Here is a 24,591-nt window from a genome sequence, read left to right as displayed (position 1 = left end):
CTTTGGGTAGTTGTGCCGAACGATGCAGCTCCTCCCTCTCGCGAGAGAGGAGCTGCGGGGCGTGCGGGTCGCTACAGGTTGATGGTCTTGATACTACAGTTCGACCTGTTGGGGACTCACTCGCCCCGGGTCTTCTTGATGATCTCTTCGGCAACGTTCCGAGGAACCTCGGAGTAGCTGTCGAACTGCATCGAGTACACAGCACGGCCCTGGGTCTTGGACCGCAGGTCGCCGATGTACCCGAACATCTCGGAAAGAGGCACGAGTGCCTGGATGACCTTCACGCCGGTCGCGTCTTCCATCGCCTGGATCATGCCACGGCGTGAGTTGATGTCGCCGATGACGTCGCCCATGTATTCCTCAGGGGTACGCACCTCGACGGCCATGACCGGCTCGAGCAGAACCGGGTCCGCCTGCCTGACGCCCTCTTTGAGGATCATCGAGCCGGCAATCTTGAACGCCATCTCCGAGGAGTCGACGTCGTGGTACGCGCCGTCGAGGAGGATGGCCTTGATCCCGACCAGCGGGTAGCCGGCGAGGACACCGAGCTGCATCGCGGACTGGATACCGGCGTCGACGCTCGGGATGTACTCGCGAGGGATACGTCCACCCGAGACCTTGTTCTCGAAGATGTAGAGCTCTGAACCCGAGGGGTCGAGAGGCTCGAACGACATCTGCACCTTGGCGAACTGGCCGGATCCACCGGTCTGCTTCTTGTGCGTGTAGTCGATCTTCGGGACGATGCGGCGGATCGTCTCACGGTAGGCGACCTGGGGCTTGCCCACGTTCGCCTCGACGTGGAACTCACGACGCATGCGGTCGACAAGGATGTCGAGGTGCAGCTCGCCCATGCCGGCGATGACCGTCTGGCCGGTGTCCTCGTTGAGGGAGACCTGGAAGGTCGGGTCCTCGTCGGAGAGCTTCTGGATGGCCGTGGAGAGCTTCTCCTGGTCACCCTTCGTCTTCGGCTCGATGGCGACCGAGATGACGGGCTCGGGGAAGGTCATCGATTCCAGGACCAGCGGGTTCTGGAGGTCGCAGAGGGTGTCACCGGTCGTGACGTCCTTGAGACCGATGAAGGCGTAGATGTGGCCCGCGGTAGCGCTCTCGACCGGGTTCTCCTTGTTGGAGTGCATCTGGAAGAGCTTTCCGATGCGCTCCTTCTTGCCCTTCGTCGCGTTGAGCACCTGGGCGCCCTGGGTGACGCGGCCGGAGTACACGCGGACGTAGGTCAGGCGACCGAAGAACGGGTGCGTGGCGACCTTGAACGCCAGAGCGGAGAAGGGCTCGTCAGCGCTGGGGTGGCGGATGATGATCTTCTCTTCGTCGCGAACGTCGTGGCCCTCCATGGCGGGCACGTCGAGCGGCGTCGGCAGGTAGTCGATGACGGCGTCGAGCATGGGCTGGACGCCCTTGTTCTTGAACGCCGAGCCGCACAGGACCGGGTAGGCCTCGGAACGGATCGTCAGCTCGCGGATGCCGGCCTTGAGCTCGGCGACCGTGAGCTCCTCGCCGGAGAGGTACTTCTCCATGAGCTCGTCGTTCGCCTCGGCGACGGCCTCGATGAGGTCCGCGCGGTACTGCGCGGCCTTCTCGGCGAGGTCCTCAGGGATCTCCTCGGTCGCGTAGGCCTCGCCCAGCGCGGTCTCCCCACGCCAGAAGAGAGCCTTCTGCTCGACGAGGTCGATGACACCGATGAAGTCGCTCTCGGAGCCGATGGGCAGCTGGATGACGAGCGGCTTGGCCTTGAGGCGGTTGACGATCGTCGAGACGGTGAAGTAGAAGTCCGCGCCGAGCTTGTCCATCTTGTTGACGAAGCAGATGCGGGGGACGTCGTACTTGTCGGCCTGGCGCCAGACGGTCTCGGACTGAGGCTCGACACCTTCCTTGCCGTCGAAGACGGCGACAGCGCCGTCGAGGACGCGCAGGGAACGCTCGACCTCGACCGTGAAGTCCACGTGGCCGGGGGTGTCGATGATGTTGATCTGGTTGTCGTGCCAGTAACAGGTCGTCGCAGCCGACGTGATCGTGATGCCGCGCTCCTGCTCCTGCTCCATCCAGTCCATCGTTGACGCGCCGTCGTGCGTCTCACCGATCTTGTAGTTGACCCCGGTGTAGAACAGGATCCGCTCGGTGGTGGTCGTCTTGCCGGCATCGATGTGGGCCATGATGCCGATGTTGCGGACCTTGTTCAGGTCGGTCAGCACGTCAAGTGCCACGGTGGTTTACCTCTTACTGATGGGGGATGGAGCACGAAGAACAGCAGTGACGCAAGCCGTGCGTCGGGAGATGGGGAGGTGCCCCGGGGACAGGTCCCCGGGGCACGCTGCCTTCACTACCAGCGGTAGTGAGCGAATGCCTTGTTCGACTCGGCCATCTTGTGGATGTCCTCGCGACGCTTGACCGCGGCACCGAGGCCGTTGCTCGCGTCGAGGATCTCGTTCATGAGGCGCTCGGTCATCGTCTTCTCGCGACGTGCGCGCGAGTAGTCGGTGAGCCAGCGCAGCGCGAGCGTCGTGGAACGCGTGGGGCGAACCTCGACGGGCACCTGGTAGGTCGCTCCACCAACACGGCGTGAACGGACCTCGAGGGCGGGGCGGACGTTCTCCAGCGCGCGCTTGAGGACGACGACGGGGTCACCGGCGGTCTTCTCGCGAACGCCTTCGAGGGCACCGTAGACGATCGCTTCCGCGGTCGACTTCTTGCCGTCGAGGAGAACCTTGTTGATCAGTTGCGTGACGACCGGCGATCCGTAGACCGGGTCGATGATAAGTGGCCGCTTCGGGGCCGGACCCTTACGAGGCATCTCAGCTCTTCTCCTTCTTCGCGCCATAACGGCTGCGAGCCTGCTTGCGGTTCTTGACACCCTGGGTGTCGAGAGCGCCGCGGATGACCTTGTAACGCACACCGGGGAGGTCCTTCACACGACCGCCGCGAACGAGCACGATGGAGTGCTCCTGGAGGTTGTGGCCGACGCCGGGAATGTACGCCGTGACCTCAACGCCGCTGGAGAGCTTGACGCGGGCGACCTTGCGGAGCGCGGAGTTCGGCTTCTTCGGGGTGGTGGTGTAAACGCGGGTGCACACACCGCGACGCTGAGGGGAGCCCTTGAGGGCCGGCGTCTTGGACTTCGAGACCTTTGATGTCCGCCCCTTGCGGACGAGCTGCTGAATCGTGGGCACTGCGTCTCCGTGTCTACTCGAGCCGACCGAAAATCGGTCGTGGCTGTTGGTCTGTATTGCTTGTCTGTGTCCGGGCTGGGTGCACGAAGGCACCGCAGCTTCGCTGCAATACGCCACGTACCACCGGCTCGATGGTCCAGCTCGCGCTTCGAGGCGTCGAACCAGAGAAGCCCGCCAGCATGCGGGGCCCTCGTCTGGCGACCGGAGCGATCCGGTCCCTGTCCGTGCACCCACCACCATCGAGCCAGAGCGACATGCACTCGGCGACCGGTGGCCGGCAGCTGGTAAGACAGACGAAAGCCCGACAGCACGGGCACGGTTGCCAACCCTACTCGGATTCGGCGTCGAGGTCAAAGTTGCTGCCCACCGAGGTGGGCTGGGTACCGACGCGTCACCCCACACCGGTACCGACGACTGCGGGGCGGTCCCCGGAAGGGAACCGCCCCGCAGTCGTCGCGCTGATCCAACGTCAAGCGTCAAGCATCAAGCATCAAGCCCTGTCAGGCTCGTCGCCTCCGGTGGACTCCGCTCAGCGGAAGTCCGGACCGAAGTCGATGTCCTCGAGCGGGATCGCTTCGCCGGAGCCCATACCGAGCGGCGGGAAGTCGATCTCGTCGTACCCGAAGCTCGGGTACAGCTCGGCCTTGGCCTCTTCGGTCGGCTCCACCGTGACGTTGCCGTAGCGGGGAAGACCGGTTCCGGCCGGGATGAGCTTACCGAGGATGACGTTCTCCTTGAGGCCCAGCAGCGGGTCCCGGCGACCGCTCATGGCGGCCTCCGTGAGCACGCGGGTGGTCTCCTGGAACGACGCCGCGGACAGCCACGAGTCGGTCGCGAGCGACGCCTTCGTGATACCCATGAGCTCGGGACGGCCGGAGGCCGGCTGGCCACCTTCCGCCACGGCCCGACGGTTGGCGTCCTCGAATCGGCCACGCGCAGCCAGCTCACCGGGGAGCAGGATGGAGTCACCCGAGTCGAGCACGGTCACGCGACGCAGCATCTGCCGCACGATGACCTCGATGTGCTTGTCGTGGATGTCCACACCCTGGGAGCGGTAGACGTCCTGGACCTCGTCCACCAGGTGCTTCTGGGTGGCGCGGGGGCCGAGGATGCGCAGGACCTTCTTGGGGTCGACCGCACCCTGGACGAGCTGGGTGCCGACGACGACCTCCTGGCCGTCCTCGACGAGCAGTCGCGACCGCTTGGTGACCGGGTACGCGATCTCCTCGGAGCCGTCCTCAGGGGTGAGGACGATCCGACGGGTGCGCTCGGAGTCGTCGATCGTGATGCGTCCGGTGTACTCCGCGATGGGCGCCTCACCCTTGGGGGTGCGGGCCTCGAAGAGCTCGGTCACACGGGGCAGACCCTGCGTGATGTCGTCAGCCGAGGCCACACCACCGGTGTGGAAGGTACGCATGGTCAGCTGCGTGCCGGGCTCACCGATCGACTGGGCCGCGATGATGCCGACGGCCTCACCGATGTCGACGAGCTTGCCGGTGGCCAGCGAACGGCCGTAGCACTTGGCACAGGTGCCGACGTGCGACTCGCAGGTGAGCACGGAACGCACCTTGAGCTGGGTGACCCCGGCCGCGAGCAGGGCGTCGATGAGCACGTCGCCGACGTCGTCACCAGCCGCACCGAGCACCTTGCCGTCGACCTCGACCGAGGAGGCGAGGGTACGGGTGTAGATGCTCTGCTCCACCTTGTCGTGGCGGACGAGACGCCCGTCTCCGAGGTCCTCCCCCACCGGCAGGGTCAGGCCGCGCTCGGTCCCGCAGTCGTCCTCGCGGACGATGACGTCCTGCGACACGTCCACCAGACGACGGGTCAGGTACCCCGAGTCGGCGGTGCGCAGCGCGGTGTCGGCCAGTCCCTTACGGGCACCGTGGGTCGCGATGAAGTACTCGAGGACCGAGAGGCCCTCGCGGTAGTTCGACTTGATCGGACGCGGGATGATCTCACCCTTGGGGTTTGCCACCAGCCCACGCATACCGGCGATCTGGCGGACCTGCATCCAGTTACCACGAGCACCCGAGCCGACCATGCGGAAGACCGTGTTGCGGGCCGGGAAGTTCTCCTGCATCGCCTTGGCGACCTTGTCCGTGGCCTGCGTCCAGATCTCGATGAGCTCCTGGCGGCGCTCGTCGTCGGTGATCAGACCCTTCTCGTACTGCTGCTGGACCTTGAGCGCCCGGGCCTCGTGAGCCTCGAGGATCTCAGCCTTCTCGTGCGCCGGCGTCGCGACGTCGGAGATCGCGATCGTGATGCCGGAGCGGGTCGCCCAGCGGAAGCCGGCGGCCTTGAGCGCGTCGAGCGACTCGGCGACCTCGACCTTGGGGTAGGTCTCGGCCAGCTCGTTGACGATCTGGGAGAGGACCTTCTTGTCCACGACCTTGTTCACGTACGGGTAGTCCACGGGCAGCAGCTCGTTGAACAGCGCCCGCCCGAGGGTCGTCGGGAAGAGGATCGGCTGACCCGCCGCCCAGTCCTCGGGTGCGGTGAAGTCGGTCGTCGGAGGAACGAGGTCCTCCATGCGGATGACCACTTCGGCGTTGAGGTCGAGGACCCCAGCGTCGAAGGCCATGATCGCCTCGGACACGGAGCTGAACTTGCGTCCGGCCCCGATCGGGTCGTCCTTCTCGCTCGTCAGGTGGAACAGGCCGATGATCATGTCCTGTGAGGGCATGGTGACCGGACGTCCGTCGGACGGCTTGAGGATGTTGTTGCTGGAGAGCATGAGGATGCGGGCCTCGGCCTGCGCCTCGGCCGACAGCGGCAGGTGCACAGCCATCTGGTCACCGTCGAAGTCGGCGTTGAACGCCGCACAGACGAGCGGGTGCAGGTGGATGGCCTTGCCCTCGACGAGCATCGGCTCGAAGGCCTGGATGCCGAGACGGTGCAGCGTGGGTGCGCGGTTGAGCAGCACCGGGTGCTCGGTGATGACCTCTTCGAGGACGTCCCACACAGCCGGCTTCGCCCGCTCCACCATCCGCTTGGCGCTCTTGATGTTCTGGGCGTGGTTGAGGTCGACCAGACGCTTCATGACGAAGGGCTTGAAGAGCTCGAGCGCCATCTGCTTGGGCAGGCCGCACTGGTGCAGCTTGAGCTGCGGGCCGACGACGATGACCGAACGGCCCGAGTAGTCGACGCGCTTTCCGAGCAGGTTCTGACGGAAACGCCCCTGCTTGCCCTTGAGCATGTCGGAGATCGACTTGAGCGGGCGGTTGCCCGGTCCGGTGACCGGACGGCCACGACGACCGTTGTCGAAGAGGGAGTCGACAGCTTCTTGAAGCATGCGCTTCTCGTTGTTGACGATGATCTCCGGAGCGCCCAGGTCGAGCAGGCGCTTGAGACGGTTGTTGCGGTTGATCACGCGGCGGTACAGGTCGTTGAGGTCGGACGTCGCGAAACGTCCACCGTCGAGCTGGACCATCGGACGCAGGTCCGGCGGGATGACCGGGACGGCGTCCAGGACCATGCCCGTGGGCGAGTTGGTCGTGGTGAGGAAGGCGTTGACGACCTTGAGGCGCTTGAGCGCCCGGGTCTTGCGCTGTCCCTTGCCGGTCTTGATGATCTCGCGCAGGCTGGTCGCTTCGCCCTCGAGGTCGTAGTCCTGGAGGCGCTTCTGGATCGCCGCAGCGCCCATCGAGCCCTCGAAGTAGTTGCCGTACCGGTCCTGGAGGGCGCGGTAGAGCATCTCGTCGCCCTCGAGGTCAGCGACCTTGAGGCTCTTGAACTTGTCCCAGACCTGGTCCAGGCGCTCGAGCTCGGCGTCGCTGCGCTTGCGGATCTGCGCCATCTCGCGCTCGGCGGAGTCGCGCACCTTGCGGCGGGCGTCGGCGCGAGCGCCCTCGGCCTCGAGCTCGGCGAGGTCGGCTTCCAGGCGCTGTGCCCGGTTCTCGATCTCGTTGTCGCGGCGGTCCGTGATCTCCTTCTTCTCCAGGTCGATCTCGTTCTGGAGGTTGGGGAGGTCTTCCTGGCGACCGTCCACGTCGACCGACGTGATCATGTACGCGGCGAAGTAGATGACCTTCTCGAGGTCCTTCGGCGCGAGGTCGAGCAGGTAGCCCAGGCGTGAGGGCACACCCTTGAAGAACCAGATGTGGGTGACGGGTGCGGCGAGCTCGATGTGGCCCATCCGTTCGCGGCGCACCTTGGAACGGGTGACCTCGACGCCACACCGCTCACAGATGATGCCCTTGAAGCGGACGCGCTTGTACTTGCCGCAGTAGCACTCCCAGTCCCGGGTCGGGCCGAAGATCTTCTCGCAGAAGAGTCCGTCCTTCTCAGGCTTGAGCGTGCGGTAGTTGATGGTCTCAGGCTTCTTGACCTCGCCATGCGACCAGGTGCGGATGTCGTCAGCCGTGGCCAGTCCGATGCGCAGCTCGTCGAAGACATTGACGTCGAGCAAGGTGGTCCTACTTCCTTCGTCTGCCGGCCTGTCCGGGAGTCTTCCCGGCCGGCGCGGTGGAGGTGCTACAGGGTGTCGGAGGGTGAGGGGGCGCCGCGCTCGCGCGGGGCGCCCCCGTCACTTCCGAGATCAGATCTCGTCGATGCTGGATGCTGCGTTGGGGCGACGTGAGAGGTCGATCCCGAGCTCTTCGGCGGCGCGGTACACGTCGTCGTCGGACTCGCGCATCTCGATGGAGACACCGTCGCTGGAGAGCACCTCGACGTTCAGGCACAGCGACTGCATCTCCTTGAGGAGCACCTTGAAGGACTCCGGGATGCCCGAGTCGGGGATGTTCTCGCCCTTGACGATCGCCTCGTAGACCTTCACACGTCCGGGGACGTCGTCGGACTTGATCGTCAGCAGCTCCTGGAGGGTGTAGGCGGCTCCGTATGCCTCGAGCGCCCACACCTCCATCTCGCCGAAGCGCTGTCCACCGAACTGCGCCTTACCACCGAGCGGCTGCTGCGTGATCATCGAGTACGGACCCGTGGAACGAGCGTGGATCTTGTCGTCGACCAGGTGGTGGAGCTTGAGGATGTACATGTAGCCCACCGCGACGGCCTCGGGGAACGGCTCGCCGGAGCGCCCGTCGAAGAGACGCGCCTTGCCGTCGGGCTGGACCATGCGCTGGCCGTCCCGGTTCGGCAGGGTGGACTGCAGCAGACCGCTCAGCGCGTTCTCCTGGAGACCGTCGAAGACCGGTGTCGCCACCGGGTTGCCGGGCTGGGAGGTCGCCGCGATCGCGGGGACGTTCTCCTTCCAGGAGAGGTCGCCCTCGGTCGCCAGCTCGATGTTCCAGCCCTGTGCGGCGATCCACCCGAGGTGGACCTCGAGCACCTGACCGACGTTCATACGACCCGGGACACCCATCGGGTTGAGGATGATGTCGACGGGCGTGCCGTCCTCGAGGAACGGCATGTCCTCGATCGGAAGGATCGTGGAGATGACACCCTTGTTGCCGTGACGACCGGCGAGCTTGTCACCCGCGGTGATCTTGCGTCGCTGGGCGATGTACACCCGGACCAGCTCGTTCACGCCGGCGGGCAGCTCGTCGCCGTCCTCACGGTTGAAGGTGCGGACCTCGATGACCGTGCCGGACTCCCCGTGGGGAACCTTGAGAGACGTGTCGCGGACCTCGCGGGCCTTCTCGCCGAAGATGGCGCGGAGCAGACGCTCCTCCGGGGTGAGCTCGGTCTCGCCCTTGGGCGTGACCTTGCCGACCAGCACGTCGCCCGAGGAGACCTCGGCGCCGATCCGGATGATGCCACGCTCGTCGAGGTCGGCCAGGACGTCCTCGGAGACGTTCGGGATGTCCCGGGTGATCTCCTCAGGGCCGAGCTTGGTGTCGCGGGCGTCGACCTCGTGCTCCTCGATGTGGATCGAGGAGAGGACGTCGTCCTGCACCAGACGCTGGCTGAGGATGATCGCGTCCTCGTAGTTGTGGCCTTCCCATGACATGAATGCCACGAGCAGGTTGCGGCCGAGGGCAAGCTCTCCCTCGTCCGTGGCGGGACCGTCGGCCAGGACCGAGCCGACCTCGACCCGGGCGCCCTCGTCGACCAGCACGCGCTGGTTGTAGGAGGTGCCCTGGTTCGAGCGGCGGAACTTGGCTGCGCGGTAGCTCGTGGTGGTCGCGTCGTCGTTGGCGACGACGATGAGGTCTGCGGAGACCTCGGTGACCACACCGGGCTTGGTGGCGACGATGACGTCACCGGCGTCGATCGCGGCACGACGCTCCATGCCGGTTCCCACGTACGGAGCCTCGGAACGAACCAGCGGCACCGCCTGACGCTGCATGTTGGCACCCATGAGTGCGCGGTTCGCGTCGTCGTGCTCGAGGAACGGGATGAGCGCCGTCGCGACGGAGACCATCTGGCGCGGGGAGACGTCCATGTAGTCGACTGCCGTGCCCAGCACGTCGTCGGTCTCGCCACCCTTGAGGCGGACGAGGACACGCTCCTGCTGGAACGAGCCGTCGACGTTGAGCTCGGTATTGGCCTGGGCGATGACGAAGCGGTCCTCGTCGTCGGCCGTGAGGTAGACGACCTCGTCGGAGACGGTGCCGTTCTCGACCTTGCGGTACGGCGTCTCGATGAACCCGAAGGGGTTGATCCGGCCGAAGGAGGCCAGCGAGCCGATCAGACCGATGTTCGGGCCTTCAGGGGTCTCGATGGGGCACATGCGTCCGTAGTGCGAGGGGTGGACGTCACGGACCTCCATGCCGGCGCGGTCGCGGGACAGACCACCCGGGCCCAGCGCGGACAGACGACGCTTGTGCGTCAGGCCGGCGAGCGGGTTGTTCTGGTCCATGAACTGCGAGAGCTGGGACGTTCCGAAGAACTCCTTGATCGACGCCACGACGGGGCGGATGTTGATCAGGGTCTGCGGGGCGATGGCCTCGACGTCCTGGGTGGTCATGCGCTCACGCACGACACGCTCCATGCGGGACAGGCCCGTGCGGACCTGGTTCTGGATGAGCTCACCCACGGCGCGGATGCGACGGTTGCCGAAGTGGTCGATGTCGTCGGTCTCGACGCGGACCTCGATGGCCTCACCGTTCTTCTTGCCCGGGATGGTCGGGGCGTCGCCGTGCAGCGCGGCGAGGTACTTGATCGTCGCGACGATGTCGGAGACGGTCAGGACCGAGTCGGCCAGCGGCGCGTCGATACCGAGCTTCTTGTTGACCTTGTAGCGGCCGACCTTCGCGAGGTCGTAGCGCTTGGGGTTGAAGTAGAAGTTCTCCAGGAGCGAGCGTCCCGCCTCGACCGTGGGCGGCTCGCCCGGACGGATCTTGCGGTAGAGGTCGACGAGCGCCTCTTCCTCGGTGGTGACGTGGTCCTTCTCGAGGGTGTCCAGGATCGAGGGGAAGTCCGCGAACTCCTCGCGGATCTCCGACTCGGTCACGCCGAGCGCCTTGAGGAGCACGGTCACCGACTGCTTGCGCTTGCGGTCGACGCGCACGCCGACGGCGTCGCGCTTGTCGATCTCGAACTCGAGCCAGGCTCCACGAGAGGGGATGATCTTCGCGGAGAAGATGTCCTTGTCGCTCGTCTTGTCGGCGGTCCGCTCGAAGTAGACGCCCGGGGAACGGACGAGCTGCGACACGACGACGCGCTCAGTGCCGTTGATGATGAAGGTGCCACGCTCGGTCATGAGCGGGAAGTCGCCCATGAAGACCGTCTGGCTCTTGATCTCACCGGTGTTGTAGTTGAAGAACTCCGCTGTGACGAACAGCGGTGCTGCGAAGGTGAAGTCCTTCTCCTTGCACTCTTCAGCCGTGTGCTTCGGTGGTTCGAAGCGGTGGTTGGAGAACGAGAGGGACATCGAGGAGCCGAAGTCTTCAATCGGCGAAATCTCTTCGAAGATCTCTTCCAGACCGGACGTCTCGGGGACGTCCTGACGGCCGAACTCCTTGGCAGCTGCGACGCGAGCGCGCCACTTGTCGTTGCCCAGGAGCCAGTCGAAGCTGTCAGTCTGGAGGCCAAGGAGGTCGGGGACCTCGAGTGGCTCAAAGATCTTGGCGAAGGAGACGCGCCGAGAAGCGGTGCGGTTCGCGATTGCGTCGGCGGACGGAGCAGAAGGGGTGCGCGAGGCAGCCAAGAGGGGTCCTTCCCTGCGGATCGAGTGCACGCTGTTGCGCTTTGTGGCTAGCTCGGCCACCCTTGTGGTGTCATCGACACCCCGGGACCTCGGATCCGCCGTCAGAGACGGACTTCACTTCGGTCACGACGTCGTCAGGCCGCTGGTCTCAACCTGCTCGGAGGTCGCCCCGAGAGTTCAGACCATCAAGCCGCACGACACCATGGATGGGTTTTGCAGGCACACGCCAGCGCAAAGCGATAGCATATCCGACCGAGTCAAGAAAGCGCAACCCCGGTCGTCGTGCATGTGCGGGCCGCACCCAGGCGAGGTCGCCGGGCGGGCATTCCGCCGGAGGGCTCCGCACGGCTGGCCGGCGGAGCTGCTCAGAGGGGAGACGATGAGGCCCGCACCCCTGTGACAGGGTGCGGGCCTCATCGCACTGATGTGGACCGTCGGTCTCGATCGCGGGCGATCGATGCCGGACGGACCGAGCCCAGAGGGCTCAGATCACTTGACGGTGACGGTCGCGCCGGCGCCTTCGAGGGCAGCCTTGGCCTTCTCGGCCGTCTCCTTGTTTGCAGCCTCGAGGACCGCCTTCGGAGCGGCGTCAACGAGGTCCTTGGCCTCCTTCAGGCCGAGGCTCGTGAGGGCACGCACCTCCTTGATGACCTGGATCTTCTTCTCGCCAGCCGACTCGAGAATGACGTCGAACTCGTCCTTCTCTTCCTCGACCTCAGCGGCAGCGGCTGCCGGACCGGCAACTGCGACAGCGGCGGGGGCGGCCGCGGTGACCTCGAAGGTCTCCTCGAATGCCTTGACGAACTCGGAGAGCTCGATGAGGGTCAGGTCCTTGAAAGCTGCAATGAGCTCTTCGGTGCTGAGCTTCGCCATGGTCGGCGTTCCTTCCTATAGTCCTGCGTGAAGCAGAGAGTGGTGTGAGTGCAGTGCCCGTGTCTTCCCGGAGGAAGACTCAGGCAGCGTCTTCCTGCGATGCCTGCTTCTCGCGCAGGGCCTCGATGGTGCGCACAGCCTTGGATGCGGGGGCCGTGAACAGGTACGCCGCCTGGTAGAGCGACGCCTTGAAAACGCCAGCTGCCTGGGCCAGCAGAACCTCGCGGGACTCGAGGTCCGCGAGCTTCGTGATGTCCTCGGCCGTCAGCGGGCGTCCGTCGAGGACACCAGCCTTGATGACGAGCTGGGGGTTCGCCTTGGCGAAGTCACGCAGACCCTTGGCAGCCTCAACCGGGTCCCCGGTGATGAAGGCAATTGCCGACGGCCCAGAGAGCGCGTCGTCAAGTCCCTCGACGCCGGCCTCCTTGGCCGCGATTGCGGTCAGCGTGTTCTTCACCACTGCGAAGGTTGCGTTGCCGCTGAGCGACCGACGCAGCTGCTTGAGCTGCGCAACGGTGAGCCCGCGGTACTCGGTCAGCACGGCAGCGTTGGACTCGCGGAACAGGTCCGAGAGCTCTGCGACTGCGGCTGCCTTGTCCGGCCTCGCCATGGCAATCCTTCCGATGGTGGTACCGCTCGTCATTCCCGAGAGAGCCGAGCCAGCACAAAGAAAAAGAGCCCCGCACAGGTGCGGAGCTCAAGTCGCTGCGGGCTGGGCCCGCATGTCATTTCACTCACCTGCGCTGGTCCCCGTCGATGCGGAGCTTCGGCTGACCGACCACCCGAGGGCAGCGGCCAACGACCTGCGGTCTTTGGTAACAACGGTTACTGTACGCCATGTTCGCCGTGCGGCCAACTCGCACCCGTCCCGGAGACGACTCGAGCCGGACCCCTGACGGGATCCGGCTCGACTCATGCGGTGCGCTGTGCGGGACGAGCGACGATCAGGACTCGTCTTCGCCGAGCAGCTTCGTCGTCTTGGACGGGTCCACGGGAACGCCGGGGCCCATCGTGGTCGCGACGGTCGCCTTGCTGATGTAGCGCCCCTTGGAAGCGGACGGCTTCAGGCGGAGGACCTCTTCGATCGCAGCGGCGTAGTTCTCCACGAGCGAGGTCTCGGTGAAGGACGTCTTGCCGATGATGAAGTGGAGGTTGGAGTGCTTGTCCACGCGGAACTCGATCTTTCCGCCCTTGATCTCGGACACGGCCTTGGCCACGTCCATGGTCACGGTTCCGGTCTTCGGGTTCGGCATGAGGCCACGGGGACCGAGGACCTTACCGAGGCGACCGACCTTGCCCATGAGGTCAGGGGTTGCGACGGCGGAGTCGAAGTCGGTGAAGCCAGCGGCCACCTTCTCGATGAGCTCGTCGCCACCGACGATGTCGGCGCCGGCCGCGCGGGCCTGCTCGGCACGCTCACCGGTCGCGAACACGAGGACGCGGGCGGTCTTGCCGGTTCCGTGCGGGAGGATCACCGTTCCGCGGACCATCTGGTCCGCCTTGCGGGGGTCGACGCCCAGACGGAAGGCGACCTCGACGGTCGCGTCCCACTTGGTGACCGAGGTCTCCTTGGCGAGGCGGACGGCCTCGAGCGGGGTGTACAGGTTGTCGCGGTCGATCTTCTCGGCCGCCGTGCGATATGCCTTGCTGCGCGTTGCCATCTGCTTGTTCTCCTTAGAGCAGTCGTGGTCTACGGGTCCGCGCGGACCCTGCCACTGCCTGACAGGGCGGACCTGTCAGCGAAATGATGAACGGATGGAGCTGGATCAGCCCTTGACCGTGATGCCCATGGAACGAGCGGTGCCCGCGATGATCTTCGACGCTGCGTCGAGGTCGTTCGCGTTGAGGTCTTCGAGCTTCGCCTGGGCGATGGTCCGGACCTGGTCGGCGGTCAGCGTAGCGACCTTGACCGTGTGCGGGGTGGGCGAACCCTTGTCCACGCCTGCAGCCTGCTTGATCATCTCTGCTGCCGGCGGGGTCTTGGTGATGAAGGTGAAGGAACGGTCTTCGTAGACCGTGATCTCCACCGGGACGACACTGCCACGCTGCGACTCGGTCGCCGCGTTGTAGGCCTTGCAGAACTCCATGATGTTGACGCCGTGCTGACCGAGCGCGGGGCCGATCGGGGGTGCCGGCGTGGCAGCGCCGGCCTTGATCTGGAGCTTGATAAGCCCAGATACCTTCTTCTTCTTGGGAGGCATATCGGGTCCTTCGTGTTCTGACTCAGTGACTGACGACGCCCTCTGACGCCGTCGGCTCGCTCAGGATCAGATCTTGGCGACCTGGCTGAACGACAACTCAACCGGGGTCTCCCGGCCGAAGATTGATACGAGCACCTTGAGCTTCTGGCTCTCGGCGTTGATCTCGGAGATCGTGGCGGGCAACGTGTCGAACGGCCCGTCGGTCACCGTGACCGACTCGCCGATCTGGTAGTCGACCTCGATGACGGGCGCCGCGGCGCCGCCCTTCGCGCCGGCTTCTGCCTTGGGGGCGATCAGCGGCGCGAGCATTCCGAAGACCTCGTTCTGCGTGAGCGGAACGGGCTGGTGGGTGTGGCCGACGAAGCCGGTGACACCAGGGGTGTGGCGGACCGCACCCCAGGACTCGTCGGTCAGGTCCATGCGGACGAGGACGTACCCGGGGATCCGGACGCGGCGCACGATCTTGCGCTGCGCGTTCTTGATCTCGGTGACCTCTTCCATCGGGACCTCGATCTGGAAGATGAAGTCCTCCATGTTCAGGCTCTGGATGCGGTTCTCGAGGTTCGCCTTGACGCGGTTCTCGTAGCCGGCGTAGGAGTGGATCACGAACCAGTCGCCGGGCTTGCTGCGCAGCTCACGCTTGAACGCCTCGACGGGGTCCTCGTCCTCCTCTTCGGAGTCGGTCTCCTCGGAGTCGTCGGTCGCCCCGTCCACCTCGTCGGCTTCCACCTCAGCCTCGGCGTCGGCCGGCAGGTTCTCTGCTGCGGTCGGCGCTTCCGTCTCGGCGTCGCCTTCGACGGCGTCGACGATCTCCTCCGTCGGTTCGAACGACTCCTGAGACACGGGCCAACCTGCTTTCTCCTGGCTTTCCGGGCGAGCCCGGGCTACTACTTGAATGGATGCTCGATCCCAGGCCTGCGGCCGGTGCCGAGCTGTTGCGCATGGGGCCTACGGCACGTACCGAAGCGGTGATCCGGCTCCGGCGACCAGGCGTCAGCCGAAGAGCGCGCCTACGCCCTTGCCGATGAAGAAGTCGAGCACGAGCACGAACGCCATGGCGACGAGGACGAAGACGATGACGACCACGACGTAGTTGATGAGCTCAGGACGGGTCGGGACGACGACCTTCTTCAGCTCAGAGACGACCTGACGCACGAACAGAGCAACCCGGGCGAAGAAGTTGGCCTTCTTCTCGGCCTTCTTCCCGCTCTTCCCGCCACTGACGCTGACGCCCTCGGCGCTGGCGGCACCTGATGCGGAATCGCTCACTGTTCGTCCCTACGTCGTGGCTGGCCTTCTCGTGTGCCTATGACCGATCACCTGACTGATCACCCTCGTGACCGAGGAAACACCTTCGTCGACTCGCGTCGACGCCGGCGCCTTGCAGGGCAGACAGGACTCGAACCTGCAACCTGCGGTTTTGGAGACCGCTGCGCTACCAATTGCGCCACTACCCTTCGGAGCCAAGCCTCCCTGACCGGTCCGCATCCTGCTGGCGCGATCCGATCCGGGTGGACGTCAACCACCGAATGAGTACTCTACGCGACGTGAGTCGCTGGGTCTAACCGGCATGTCCTGGGCACACGAAGGGCAGACGCAGGGCCGACGCGGGGCCGGTGCTGGACCCCCGTCGGCCGACCGCCGGTGTCCACCGATCGGTGGACACGCCGTCCGACCGGTCCACCAGTTACCAGAACCTCCCATTCGCGCCATGCTTGACCCATGAGCTCACCCCTCGCCGGCTCCCCCGGCGCCCCGCCAGCGATCTCCGTCACCGGCCTGCGCAAGACCTACGCGGGCCGCGCCGCCGTGGACTCCCTCGACCTGCAGGTCGAGACCGGCGAGATCTTCGCGATCCTCGGACCCAACGGCGCCGGGAAGACCACGACCGTGGAGATCCTCGAAGGCTTCCGCACCCCCGACTCCGGGTCGGTCCGGGTGCTGGGTGAGGACCCGGCCGCGGCCGGGCGCGACTGGCGCAGCCGGATCGGCGTCGTCATGCAGGACTCCCGCGATCAGCCGGAGCTGAGCGTCACCGAGCTGGTGCACCACCACGCCACCTTCTACCCCGGCTCGCGCGACGCGGACGAGGTGATCGACGTCGTCGGGCTGCGGGAGAAGGCGAACACGCGGGGCCGCCAGCTCTCCGGTGGGCAACGGCGCCGCCTCGACGTGGCCCTGGGCATCGTGGGGAACCCCGAGCTGCTCTTCCTCGACGAGCCGACGACCGGGTTCGACCCGCAGGCCCGGCGCAGCTTCTGGGAGCTCGTGCTGTCGCTGCGGGAGGGCGGCACGACGATCCTGCTCACCACCCACTACCTCGACGAGGCCGCCTACCTGGCCGACCGGGTCGCCGTCGTGCAGGACGGCCGGGTGGTCGCCCAGGGCGCGCCGGGCACGCTCGGCGGGACCCAGGCGCGCCTGCCGGTCGTGCACTGGGAGGTCGAGGGACAACGGTTCAGCGAGCGGACCGCGCACCCGACCGCCCTGGTCGCCCGGCTCGCCGGCGAGGTGTCGCCGGCCGGCGGGGAGGTGCCGGGGCTGCGGGTGGAGCGCCCCAGCCTGGAGGACGTCTACCTCTCGCTCATCGCCGGGGCCGGCCACACCGATCACAGCGATCACAGCGATCACAGCGCCCAGACTCAGCCGACGCAGGAGACGAACCGATGAGCGCACAGATCACCCGGGCCACGCGGCCGGCTCCCGGCGGGCCGCTGCCCGGCGCCCTGCGCCTCGGCGTCGAGCGCGCCGGGGTCGAGCTGAAGATGTTCTTCCGCGAGCGGGACGCGGTGATCTTCATCTTCGCCTACCCGATCATCATGCTCGCGATCTTCGCGACCGTGTTCGGCCAGGACGGGGCGACCGTGGGCGGGGACGCCAACGGGGACGGCGGCATCCCGTTCGCGCAGTACTTCCTGCCCGGGATGCTCGCCACCGGGATCATGCTCACGAGCTTCCAGTCGCTGGCGATCACGATCGCCGTGGAGCGCGACGAGGGCTCGCTCAAGCGCCTGCGTGCCACGCCGCTGCCCTCGGTGAGCTACTTCGCCGGGAAGATCTTCCAGACGCTCCTGGTGTCCATCGTGCAGATCGCGCTGCTGCTCGTCGTCGCCGCGCTGCTCTTCGACATCGACATGCCGACCACCTCCGCGGCCTGGCTCACCTTCACCTGGGTGTTCCTGCTGGGGACGGCGACCGGGACGGTCTGCGGCATCGGCTTCTCCTCGCTGCCGCGCACCGGGAAGTCGGCCAGCGCCGTGGTGACCCCGGTCGTGCTGGTGCTGCAGTTCATCTCCGGGGTGTTCTTCGTCTTCACCGAGCTGCCCACATGGATGCAGCGGGTGGCCGAGGTCTTCCCGCTGAAGTGGATGGCCCAGGGCATGCGGTCGGTGTTCCTGCCGCCCGAGGCCGCCGCCTGGGAGGCGTCGGGGTCCTGGCAGCACGGCGCTACGGTGGCCATCCTCGGCGCCTGGTTCATCGTGGGTCTGTTCATCGGGGTCAAGACCTTCCGGTGGCGTCGTCGTGACGACGGCTGACCACGACGAGATCGCCCGGGACCAGGTGTCCTGGGAGCGCATCCTGCGGGTCTGGCACCTGGCGTTCTACCTGCTGGTGGCGATCACCGCGGGGGCCCTCGTGGCGGAACGGACCGAGCTGGTCGCCGACGGTGACCCCGCCGCGGTCGCCGCGCTGGGCGCCCTCGCCGCCCTCGCCCTCGCGTACACGGTGCTCGGACGGCGGGCGGCGGCGCGCCACACCGAGGGCCTCGGCGTCGCCGGGATCGTGTACCTGACGATCCTGTTCCTGGCCACGGCGTTCGTCACGGCCATCGACCCGCTCGGCACCATGCTGCTCTTCGTCGCGTTCTCCCAGATCTGGTTGCTCGCGCCGGACCGACGGACGGGGGTCTGGCAGTCCGTCCTGCTCACCGTCGTGGTGACCGCGGCACTGCTCTTCCAGCTCCGGGGCACCGGGGTGAACCCCCTGGTCATCTCCTTCCAGCTAGCTCTGGGCCTGGTCTTCAGCCTGCTCATGGGCCTGTGGCTGCGCACGATCATCGAGCAGGGGACGGAGCGGGTGCGTCTGCTGAGCGACCTCCAGGCCGCTCAGCAGGCGCTAGGACGCACCCAGCACGCGGCCGGCGTCGTCGCCGAGCGGGAACGGGTGGCCCGCGAGATCCACGACACCCTGGCCCAGGGCTTCACGAGCGTGGTCATGCTCGCCCAGACCGCGAGCGCCGACCTGGAACGCGGCAGGACCCAGGCGCTGGCCTCCCGGCTCGCGCTGATCGAGACCACCGCACGGGACAACCTCGCGGAGGCGCGAGCGCTCGTGGCTGCCTTCTCCCCCGCCCCCCTGCACGACTCCACCCTCCCGCAGGCGCTCGAGCGCCTCGCGTCCTCGTTCACCGCCGAGACCGGCGTGCTGCTCACCACCGAGATCGACTCGGCCGCGCTCGACGACGACGCGCTCGAGTCGGCCGCCGAGGTCGTCCTGCTCCGCGCGGCGCAGGAGGCCCTGTCCAACGTGCGCCGGCACTCCCGGGCCACCACGGCGCGCCTCAGCCTCGCGCTGAGCGCCACCGCGGCGAGCCTCACCGTCCGCGACGACGGCGTCGGGCTGGGCGCGGGCCCGGTGGAGGGCTTCGGGCTGCGGGGCATGCGCGAACGGGTGACCGCCTACGGTGGGACCGTGACGCTCGCAGACCATGACCACACTGACCCCGGCACCACCCTCACCGTCGTCGTGCCGGTGCGCGAACCGCTCGCGGGGCAGGCATGAGCGACCCGGAGCGGAGGGTGATCGTCCGGGTGGTCATCGCCGACGACCACCCGGTGGTCCGGGCCGGGATCGCCGGGATGCTCGGGGTCGAGGACGACATCGAGGTGGTCGGGGAGGCCGAGAACGGCCAGCAGGCCGTCGACCTGGCGCGCGACCTGTCCCCCGACGTCGTGCTGACCGATCTGCGGATGCCGGTCATGGACGGGGTGGAGGCCACACGAGCCATCACCCGGCTGCCCGGGACGACCCGCGTCGTCGTGCTGACCACCTACGAGACCGACGGGGAGATCCTCCGGGCGGTCGAGGCCGGCGCGACCGGATACCTGCTCAAGGACACCCCGCGCGCCGAGCTCGTCGCGGGGATCCGCGCCGCTGCGCGGGGCCAGACGGTGCTGACGCCGTCGGTGGCGACCCGGCTGGTCACCCAGATGAGCTCGGGGGCCGAGCGGCTCACCGCGCGCGAGCTGGAGGTCCTGGCCGCGGTCGGGCGGGGGCTGAGCAACCCGGCGATCGGGCGGGAGCTCTTCATCTCCGAGGCGACCGTGAAGACCCATCTGCTGCGGGTCTTCGTCAAGCTCGACGTCGATGACCGCACCCGAGCGGTGACGGTCGCGATGGCGCGAGGGATCCTGCAGGCGCCGTAGCTCCCAGGCACCGTGACACCCGGGGTCGCCGGGTGTCACGGCACCAGGAGGGTGGAGCCGAGCACCTCAGACGGTGCGCGCCGGCTCCTGCGCCAGGGCCGCAGCGATCTGCTCGGCCCATGCCTTGACCGCGTCCATGTCGCGGCTGTCGCCGTACTTGCCGCGCGCGGCAAGGATCGCGGCACGCTCGGCGAGGTTGAGCTGGAGGACGTCGAGCTTGCCGGAGAAGTGCCGGTGCCCCTTGGCCTGCAGCGCGGCCATCCGCGCGGCCGTGGCCGGGGTGGCGTTGGCGTCCTTGCTGGGAGCCTCGGCCAGGCCGGAGGAGAACAACCACACGGGGACGTCCTGGATCTGGGAGGAGATCCGCTCGACGAGGTCGCGGGCCTCGGGGAGCCACTGCCCCAGGTACACGGCCGACCCGATCACCACGGCGTCGTAGTGGCCGGCGTTGGCGATGTCGGCGGGCTCGATGTGGTCGCAGTCGATGCCGGCGTGGCTGAGCGTCGCCGCGATCAGCGCCGCGATCTCTCTCGTTGCTCCGTGCTTGGACGCGGCACTCACTAAGACGCGCATCTGGCCGCCCTCCTCGATGTTGTCACAGCAGTTCGACGTCGGAGCATGAATGTCCGACTTCTCCATCCTCGCCTGCAACTCCGCGGAACCCGTAGGTCAGAGGTCCCTCGGCGGACGTGGTCCCTGGCACAATCAGGCGATGCATGACGAGAGAGGCAGGGACCTCAGCCTGCTCCCCAAAGCCCACCTGCACCTGCACTTCACCGGGTCGATGCGGCAGGAGACCCTGGCTGACCTCGCCGCCGAGCACGGTGTCCGGCTGCCCGGCGCCCTGCTCGACGCCGACCCGCTGCGGGTGCCCGCCGACGAGCGCGGGTGGTTCCGGTTCCAGCGCCTCTACGACGCCGCGCGGGCGTGCGTGCGGAGCGAGGACGACATGCGCCGGATCGTCCGCGAGGCCGCCGAGGACGACGCCGCGGAGGGGTCCGGGCGGCTGGAGATCCAGGTCGACCCGACGTCCTACGCCCCCTTCGTCGGCGGCATCACCCCGGCGCTGGAGATCGTGCTCGACGAGGCCAGGGCCGCGAGCGCAGCGACCGGGACGGAGGTCGCCGTGGTCGTCGCGTCCTCCCGGATCCGCCACCCCCTCGAGGCACGCACCCTCGCCCGGCTCGCCGCTCAGCACGCCGGGGACGGCGCGGGCCAGGTCGTGGGCTTCGGCCTGAGCAACGACGAACGCCGCGGTGACACCCCGACCTTCGCGGCGGCCTTCGCGATCGCCCGCAAGGCCGGCCTGGCGTCCCTCCCCCACGGCGGGGAGCTGCTCGGGCCCGCTCACATCCGCGACGTCCTCGAGGCCCTGCACCCGGACCGGCTCGGCCACGGCGTGCGTGCCAGCGAGGACCCGCGCCTGCTCGACCACCTGGTCGCCCAGGACGTCGCCCTCGAGGTGTGCCCCGCCTCGAACGTCTCCCTCGGGGTGTATGCCGAGGACGCCCACGTCCCGCTGCGCACCCTGGTCGAGGCCGGCGCGCGGGTCGCGCTCGGCGCCGACGACCCGCTGCTCTTCCGGTCCCGCCTCGTCGCCCAGTACACGAGCGCCCGGCAGGTGCACGGCTTCAGCGACACCGAGCTGGCCGACCTCGCCCGCGGGTCGATCCGGGCGAGCCTGGCGCCCCCGAGCACCAAGGCCCGGCTGCTCGCCGGGGTCGACCGGTGGCTCGAGCAGCCCGTCCCGGCCGAGCCGGTGGACGCCGGACGGTGACCCACCCCGGCAGCGACCCCTGCAGCGATCCCCGCAGCGACCCCCGGTGGCCCCTGGGTGTCGCGTCCGCCGCGACCCTGGTCGAGGTCGACGCCCGCGTCGTCGGGTGCTTCGCGTGCCCGCGTCTGGTCGCCTGGCGGGAGGAGGTCGGCCGGGGCCGCCGCGCGGCCTTCGCCGACGAGACGTACTGGGCGCGCGCGGTCCCCAGCTTCGGCGACGAGAGCGCCCGCGTGCTCGTCGTCGGGCTCGCCCCGGCCGCGCACGGCGGCAACCGCACGGGACGGATGTTCACGGGCGACCCCAGCGGAGACTTCCTCGTCGCGGCGCTGCACCGGGCCGGGTTCGCCTCGCAGCCGGTGTCGGTGCGGGCCGGCGACGGTCTGGTCCTGCGGGACGTGCGCATGCTGGCCCCGGTGCACTGCGCTCCCCCGGACAACAAGCCGACCCCCGCGGAACGTCACCGGTGCGCTCCGTTCCTGGGCCGGGAGCTCGAGCTGCTGGCTCCGACCGCTCGGGTCGCGGTCGTGCTGGGGGGCTTCGGCTGGCTCGCCCTGCTCGGGACCCTCGCCGACCAGGGCTGGGCGATCCCCCGCCCTCGGCCGCGGTTCGCCCACGGCGGCGAGCTGGAGCTGACCCATCCCGACGGTCGGCACCTCACCCTGCTCGGGTGCTTCCACGTGAGCCACCGCAACACGAACACCGGCCGGCTGACGTCCACCATGCTCGACGCCGTGCTCGCGCGGGCGGGTGAGCTCGCCCGGGTGTGACGTGGTCGATCCGTTCTCCGGGAACCACAGGGGCCCGCCCGACGTTGACCCGACATACACCCTGCTTCCGATGATCATCGGCAGCACCGCCACCGGCCCCGGGCATCCCGCGCGGCCGGCGACAGCTGGAGGACATGCATGGAGGTCTCAGGATTCGTCTGGGCACTGACGATCGTGGGGATCGGGGCGCTGCTGGCGTTCGACTTCTTCTTCCACGTCCGCAAGGCCCACACCCCCACGTTGCGCGAGGCCGCGATCTGGTCGTCGATCTACGTCGGCCTGGCGCTCGTCTTCGGCGTCGGCGTGCTCGTCTTCGGCGGCACGACGATGGGCTCGGAGTACTTCGCCGGGTACATCACGGAGAAGGCGTTGTCCGTGGACAACCTCTTCGTCTTCCTCATCATCATGGCGAGCTTCAAGGTCCCGCGCGCGGACCAGCAGAAGGTGCTGCTCTTCGGCATCGTCTTCTCGCTGATCGCCCGCACGGCGTTCATCTTCGTCGGCGTCGCGCTGATCAACCAGTTCTCCGCGCTGTTCTACGTCTTCGGGCTGATCCTGCTGATCACCGCGGGGAACATGCTCAAGCCGGAGAGCGAGGAAGAGCACACCGCCGACAACTTCATCATCCGGATCGCGAAGCGGTTCCTGCACACCACCGACCACTACGACGGTGACAAGCTCTTCACGATCCAGAACGGCAAGCGGGCGCTGACCCCCATGCTGCTGGTCATGGTCGCCATCGGTGGCACCGACATCCTCTTCGCCCTCGACTCGATCCCGGCGATCTTCGGCCTCACGCAGAACGTGTACATCGTCTTCACGGCGACGGCGTTCTCGCTCATGGGGCTGCGCCAGCTGTACTTCCTCGTCGACGGCCTGCTCGACCGCCTCATCTACCTCTCCTACGGCCTGGCCACCATCCTCGCCTTCATCGGCGTCAAGCTCGTGCTGCACGCCCTGCACGAGAACAACCTGCCGTTCATCAACGGCGGCGACGCCGTTCCGGTCGTGGAGATCAGCACCACCCTCTCCCTCTCGGTGATCGTCGGGGTGCTCGCGGTGACGGTCATCGCGTCGCTGGTCAGCCCGCGCGGCAAGGCCCAGAACGTCATCTCGGAGGCCCGCCACAGCGCGGCCCACTACCTCGACACCGACTACACCGACGACCCGTCCGAGCGGCACCGTCTGTACGCCCACATGCTCATCAACGAGAAGGCCCTGCACGGGCTGGAGCCCAAGTTCACCACCTCGGTCGACGACGAGCTCGCCGAGCTCCTGCAGCGCGCGCACGCCGAGCACGCCGAGCACGGCGACCGCGTCGAGCGCACATAGGCAGCGCACCGCCGGACGACGAACGCACCGGACGCCCTTGGGCGTCCGGTGCGTTCGTGTGTGCGGGGGTGGGTGTGCGGCTACGCGCTGGCCAGGGCCTGCTTGAGCATCTCCAGGGCGCCGTCGCGGGACTCCGCGGCGGCGATGAAGCCCGCCTTGTGGCAGAACACCGCGTCCGGCACGCCGGTCACCTCGGCCAGCTCGGCTCCGTTCAGGCCGCGCCACGCCTCGGGGAAGGGCTTGCGTGAGCCGAACTGTGAGCTCTCGGGGCGGACGGTCTGCAGCGTCCAGTGACCCGTCGCCCCGGGGAACACTGTGAACAGCAGCTTGGACTGCTTGGTGGCGATGCCGCCGTGCGGGATGAACTTCTCGAGCACGACGTAGGTCTTGCTCGGGCTGGCCTTGTAGGCCGCGAGGAAGTCGCGCTCGGCGGCGAGGGACGTCTGGTACTTGCGCCGCAGCCGGGCCAGCAGCTGCCCGGCCAGGGCGACCGCGACACCGAACTGGGAGTCGAAGTCCTCGTCGTCGCCGATCGGGTTGAACAGCCCCAGCACCTCGGAGATGTCGAAGGGCACGGCGCCCAGCGCGGTGAGGCTGTAGAGGTCCTGCCCGTTGTCGACGGCGTCGATCGCCTGCACCAGGCGGGAGTCGATGCGCTGCCAGACGGCGTCGTCGCCCTCGCAGTAGTCCTTGCCGTAGTGCTGCCACAGCAGGCCGAAGGCGGAGTAGAGGATCCCGTTGTCGCGGGCGCCCGAGCTCAGCTGGTGGTGGTCGAAGCGCTTGGCCGGGGCGTCGTAGACGCCACCGACGTCGAGCACGATGTCCGCGCCGGCGAGCCGCTCAGGATCCCGGGTCCGGATCACCTCGGCGTCGGGGAACAGGTGGGTCAGGAGGGCCACGCCGAAGACGTCGTCGGCGTGGAACTTGCCGTTGTGGGTTGCGATGATCACCGGCCAACCCTACGTGGCTCCAGAACGTGA

The 24,591-nt window shown here is 67.7% G+C and carries 20 protein-coding genes and 1 tRNA gene; 7 read left to right on the top strand and 14 right to left on the bottom strand.

Annotated elements, in window-relative coordinates:
- Positions 1-116: 116 nt before the first annotated feature.
- The 12 genes from fusA to ACWA15_RS03950 all read right to left on the bottom strand — a co-directional run bounded on the left by fusA (position 117) and on the right by ACWA15_RS03950 (position 15,766).
- Complete coding sequence (fusA, locus tag ACWA15_RS04005; protein WP_464058158.1) at positions 117-2,219, bottom strand: elongation factor G; 2,103 nt, start codon at positions 2,217-2,219, stop codon at positions 117-119.
- A 116-nt stretch (positions 2,220-2,335) separates the two neighbouring features.
- The gene (rpsG, locus tag ACWA15_RS04000) at positions 2,336-2,806 is read right to left on the bottom strand and encodes a 30S ribosomal protein S7 (protein WP_464058157.1); all 471 of its coding nucleotides are present in this window, start codon (positions 2,804-2,806) and stop codon (positions 2,336-2,338) included.
- Position 2,807: 1 nt separating this feature from the next.
- Positions 2,808-3,182 (bottom strand): 30S ribosomal protein S12, encoded by a 375-nt coding sequence (gene rpsL / locus ACWA15_RS03995; protein ID WP_012867951.1) that lies wholly within the window; start codon positions 3,180-3,182, stop codon positions 2,808-2,810.
- Between the two features lie 529 nt (positions 3,183-3,711).
- Positions 3,712-7,593, bottom strand: coding sequence for a DNA-directed RNA polymerase subunit beta' (locus ACWA15_RS03990; RefSeq protein ID WP_464058156.1), 3,882 nt, complete (start codon positions 7,591-7,593; stop codon positions 3,712-3,714).
- A 129-nt stretch (positions 7,594-7,722) separates the two neighbouring features.
- Positions 7,723-11,235: a DNA-directed RNA polymerase subunit beta gene (gene rpoB, locus ACWA15_RS03985; RefSeq protein WP_464058155.1), complete on the bottom strand. Its 3,513-nt coding sequence runs from the start codon at positions 11,233-11,235 to the stop codon at positions 7,723-7,725.
- 489 nt (positions 11,236-11,724) lie between these two features.
- Positions 11,725-12,108, bottom strand: coding sequence for a 50S ribosomal protein L7/L12 (gene rplL / locus ACWA15_RS03980; RefSeq protein ID WP_464058154.1), 384 nt, complete (start codon positions 12,106-12,108; stop codon positions 11,725-11,727).
- Positions 12,109-12,187: 79 nt separating this feature from the next.
- Positions 12,188-12,718 carry a 50S ribosomal protein L10 gene (gene rplJ / locus ACWA15_RS03975; RefSeq protein WP_464058153.1) on the bottom strand — a complete coding sequence of 177 codons (531 nt, stop codon included), beginning with the start codon at positions 12,716-12,718 and terminating at the stop codon, positions 12,188-12,190.
- Positions 12,719-13,052: 334 nt separating this feature from the next.
- Positions 13,053-13,769, bottom strand: a complete 717-nt coding sequence (gene rplA, locus ACWA15_RS03970; protein ID WP_464058152.1) for a 50S ribosomal protein L1 — start codon at positions 13,767-13,769, stop codon at positions 13,053-13,055.
- A 105-nt stretch (positions 13,770-13,874) separates the two neighbouring features.
- On the bottom strand, positions 13,875-14,309 hold the full coding sequence (gene rplK / locus ACWA15_RS03965) for a 50S ribosomal protein L11 (RefSeq protein WP_464058151.1): 435 nt from the start codon (positions 14,307-14,309) through the stop codon (positions 13,875-13,877).
- Between the two features lie 66 nt (positions 14,310-14,375).
- On the bottom strand, positions 14,376-15,152 hold the full coding sequence (gene nusG, locus ACWA15_RS03960) for a transcription termination/antitermination protein NusG (RefSeq protein WP_464058150.1): 777 nt from the start codon (positions 15,150-15,152) through the stop codon (positions 14,376-14,378).
- Between the two features lie 150 nt (positions 15,153-15,302).
- Entirely contained in the window at positions 15,303-15,578 is a 276-nt protein-coding gene (gene secE / locus ACWA15_RS03955; protein WP_464058149.1) for a preprotein translocase subunit SecE, read from the bottom strand.
- A 115-nt stretch (positions 15,579-15,693) separates the two neighbouring features.
- Positions 15,694-15,766, bottom strand: a tRNA-Trp gene (locus tag ACWA15_RS03950).
- A gap of 265 nt (positions 15,767-16,031) precedes the next feature.
- On the opposite strand from ACWA15_RS03950, the gene ACWA15_RS03945 reads away from it, so the two are divergent.
- Genes ACWA15_RS03945 through ACWA15_RS03930 form a run of 4 tightly spaced genes read left to right on the top strand, consistent with a single transcriptional unit; the run spans position 16,032 to position 19,735 of the window.
- A complete protein-coding gene (locus tag ACWA15_RS03945; protein ID WP_464058148.1) occupies positions 16,032-16,979 on the top strand; it encodes an ABC transporter ATP-binding protein in 948 nt (315 codons plus the stop codon).
- Positions 16,976-17,845, top strand: a complete 870-nt coding sequence (locus tag ACWA15_RS03940; RefSeq protein ID WP_464058147.1) for an ABC transporter permease — start codon at positions 16,976-16,978, stop codon at positions 17,843-17,845. Before ACWA15_RS03945 ends, ACWA15_RS03940 begins: the two co-directional genes overlap by 4 nt.
- A complete protein-coding gene (locus ACWA15_RS03935) occupies positions 17,832-19,091 on the top strand; it encodes a sensor histidine kinase (protein WP_464058146.1) in 1,260 nt (419 codons plus the stop codon). The genes ACWA15_RS03940 and ACWA15_RS03935 overlap by 14 nt, the downstream gene beginning before the upstream one ends.
- A complete protein-coding gene (locus ACWA15_RS03930; RefSeq protein WP_464058145.1) occupies positions 19,088-19,735 on the top strand; it encodes a response regulator in 648 nt (215 codons plus the stop codon). Before ACWA15_RS03935 ends, ACWA15_RS03930 begins: the two co-directional genes overlap by 4 nt.
- Positions 19,736-19,801: 66 nt before the next feature.
- Here the strand turns inward: ACWA15_RS03930 and ACWA15_RS03925 are convergent, their stop codons facing one another.
- The gene (locus tag ACWA15_RS03925) at positions 19,802-20,308 is read right to left on the bottom strand and encodes a flavodoxin domain-containing protein (protein WP_464058144.1); all 507 of its coding nucleotides are present in this window, start codon (positions 20,306-20,308) and stop codon (positions 19,802-19,804) included.
- A gap of 139 nt (positions 20,309-20,447) precedes the next feature.
- On the opposite strand from ACWA15_RS03925, the gene ACWA15_RS03920 reads away from it, so the two are divergent.
- The 3 genes from ACWA15_RS03920 (at position 20,448) to ACWA15_RS03910 (ending at position 23,611) form a co-directional block, all read left to right on the top strand.
- Complete coding sequence (locus ACWA15_RS03920; protein ID WP_464058143.1) at positions 20,448-21,512, top strand: adenosine deaminase; 1,065 nt, start codon at positions 20,448-20,450, stop codon at positions 21,510-21,512.
- The gene (locus ACWA15_RS03915; RefSeq protein ID WP_464058142.1) at positions 21,509-22,279 is read left to right on the top strand and encodes a uracil-DNA glycosylase; all 771 of its coding nucleotides are present in this window, start codon (positions 21,509-21,511) and stop codon (positions 22,277-22,279) included. Before ACWA15_RS03920 ends, ACWA15_RS03915 begins: the two co-directional genes overlap by 4 nt.
- A gap of 138 nt (positions 22,280-22,417) precedes the next feature.
- Entirely contained in the window at positions 22,418-23,611 is a 1,194-nt protein-coding gene (locus tag ACWA15_RS03910; RefSeq protein ID WP_464058141.1) for a TerC family protein, read from the top strand.
- A gap of 80 nt (positions 23,612-23,691) precedes the next feature.
- On the opposite strand, the gene ACWA15_RS03905 is transcribed toward ACWA15_RS03910, so the two are convergent.
- Entirely contained in the window at positions 23,692-24,561 is an 870-nt protein-coding gene (locus tag ACWA15_RS03905) for an MYG1 family protein (protein ID WP_464058140.1), read from the bottom strand.
- Positions 24,562-24,591: the final 30 nt, after the last annotated feature.

It is taken from the genome of Sanguibacter sp. TS_SC_8 (assembly GCF_055361235.1).
This window is presented reverse-complemented; position numbering and strand designations above follow the sequence as displayed.

Excerpts from the sequence above, each read along its gene's own strand:
- rpsG (WP_464058157.1), bottom strand. The coding sequence starts at position 2,806 with ATGCCTCGTAAGGGTCCGGCCCCGAAGCGGCCACTTATCATCGACCCG.
- rplL (WP_464058154.1), bottom strand. The coding sequence starts at position 12,108 with ATGGCGAAGCTCAGCACCGAAGAGCTCATTGCAGCTTTCAAGGACCTG.
- rplJ (WP_464058153.1), bottom strand. The coding sequence starts at position 12,718 with ATGGCGAGGCCGGACAAGGCAGCCGCAGTCGCAGAGCTCTCGGACCTG.
- rplA (WP_464058152.1), bottom strand. The coding sequence starts at position 13,769 with ATGGCAACGCGCAGCAAGGCATATCGCACGGCGGCCGAGAAGATCGAC.
- rplK (WP_464058151.1), bottom strand. The coding sequence starts at position 14,309 with ATGCCTCCCAAGAAGAAGAAGGTATCTGGGCTTATCAAGCTCCAGATC.
- ACWA15_RS03945 (WP_464058148.1), top strand. The coding sequence starts at position 16,032 with ATGAGCTCACCCCTCGCCGGCTCCCCCGGCGCCCCGCCAGCGATCTCC.
- ACWA15_RS03940 (WP_464058147.1), top strand. The coding sequence starts at position 16,976 with ATGAGCGCACAGATCACCCGGGCCACGCGGCCGGCTCCCGGCGGGCCG.
- ACWA15_RS03930 (WP_464058145.1), top strand. The coding sequence starts at position 19,088 with ATGAGCGACCCGGAGCGGAGGGTGATCGTCCGGGTGGTCATCGCCGAC.
- ACWA15_RS03925 (WP_464058144.1), bottom strand. The coding sequence starts at position 20,308 with ATGCGCGTCTTAGTGAGTGCCGCGTCCAAGCACGGAGCAACGAGAGAG.
- ACWA15_RS03920 (WP_464058143.1), top strand. The coding sequence starts at position 20,448 with ATGCATGACGAGAGAGGCAGGGACCTCAGCCTGCTCCCCAAAGCCCAC.
- ACWA15_RS03910 (WP_464058141.1), top strand. The coding sequence starts at position 22,418 with ATGGAGGTCTCAGGATTCGTCTGGGCACTGACGATCGTGGGGATCGGG.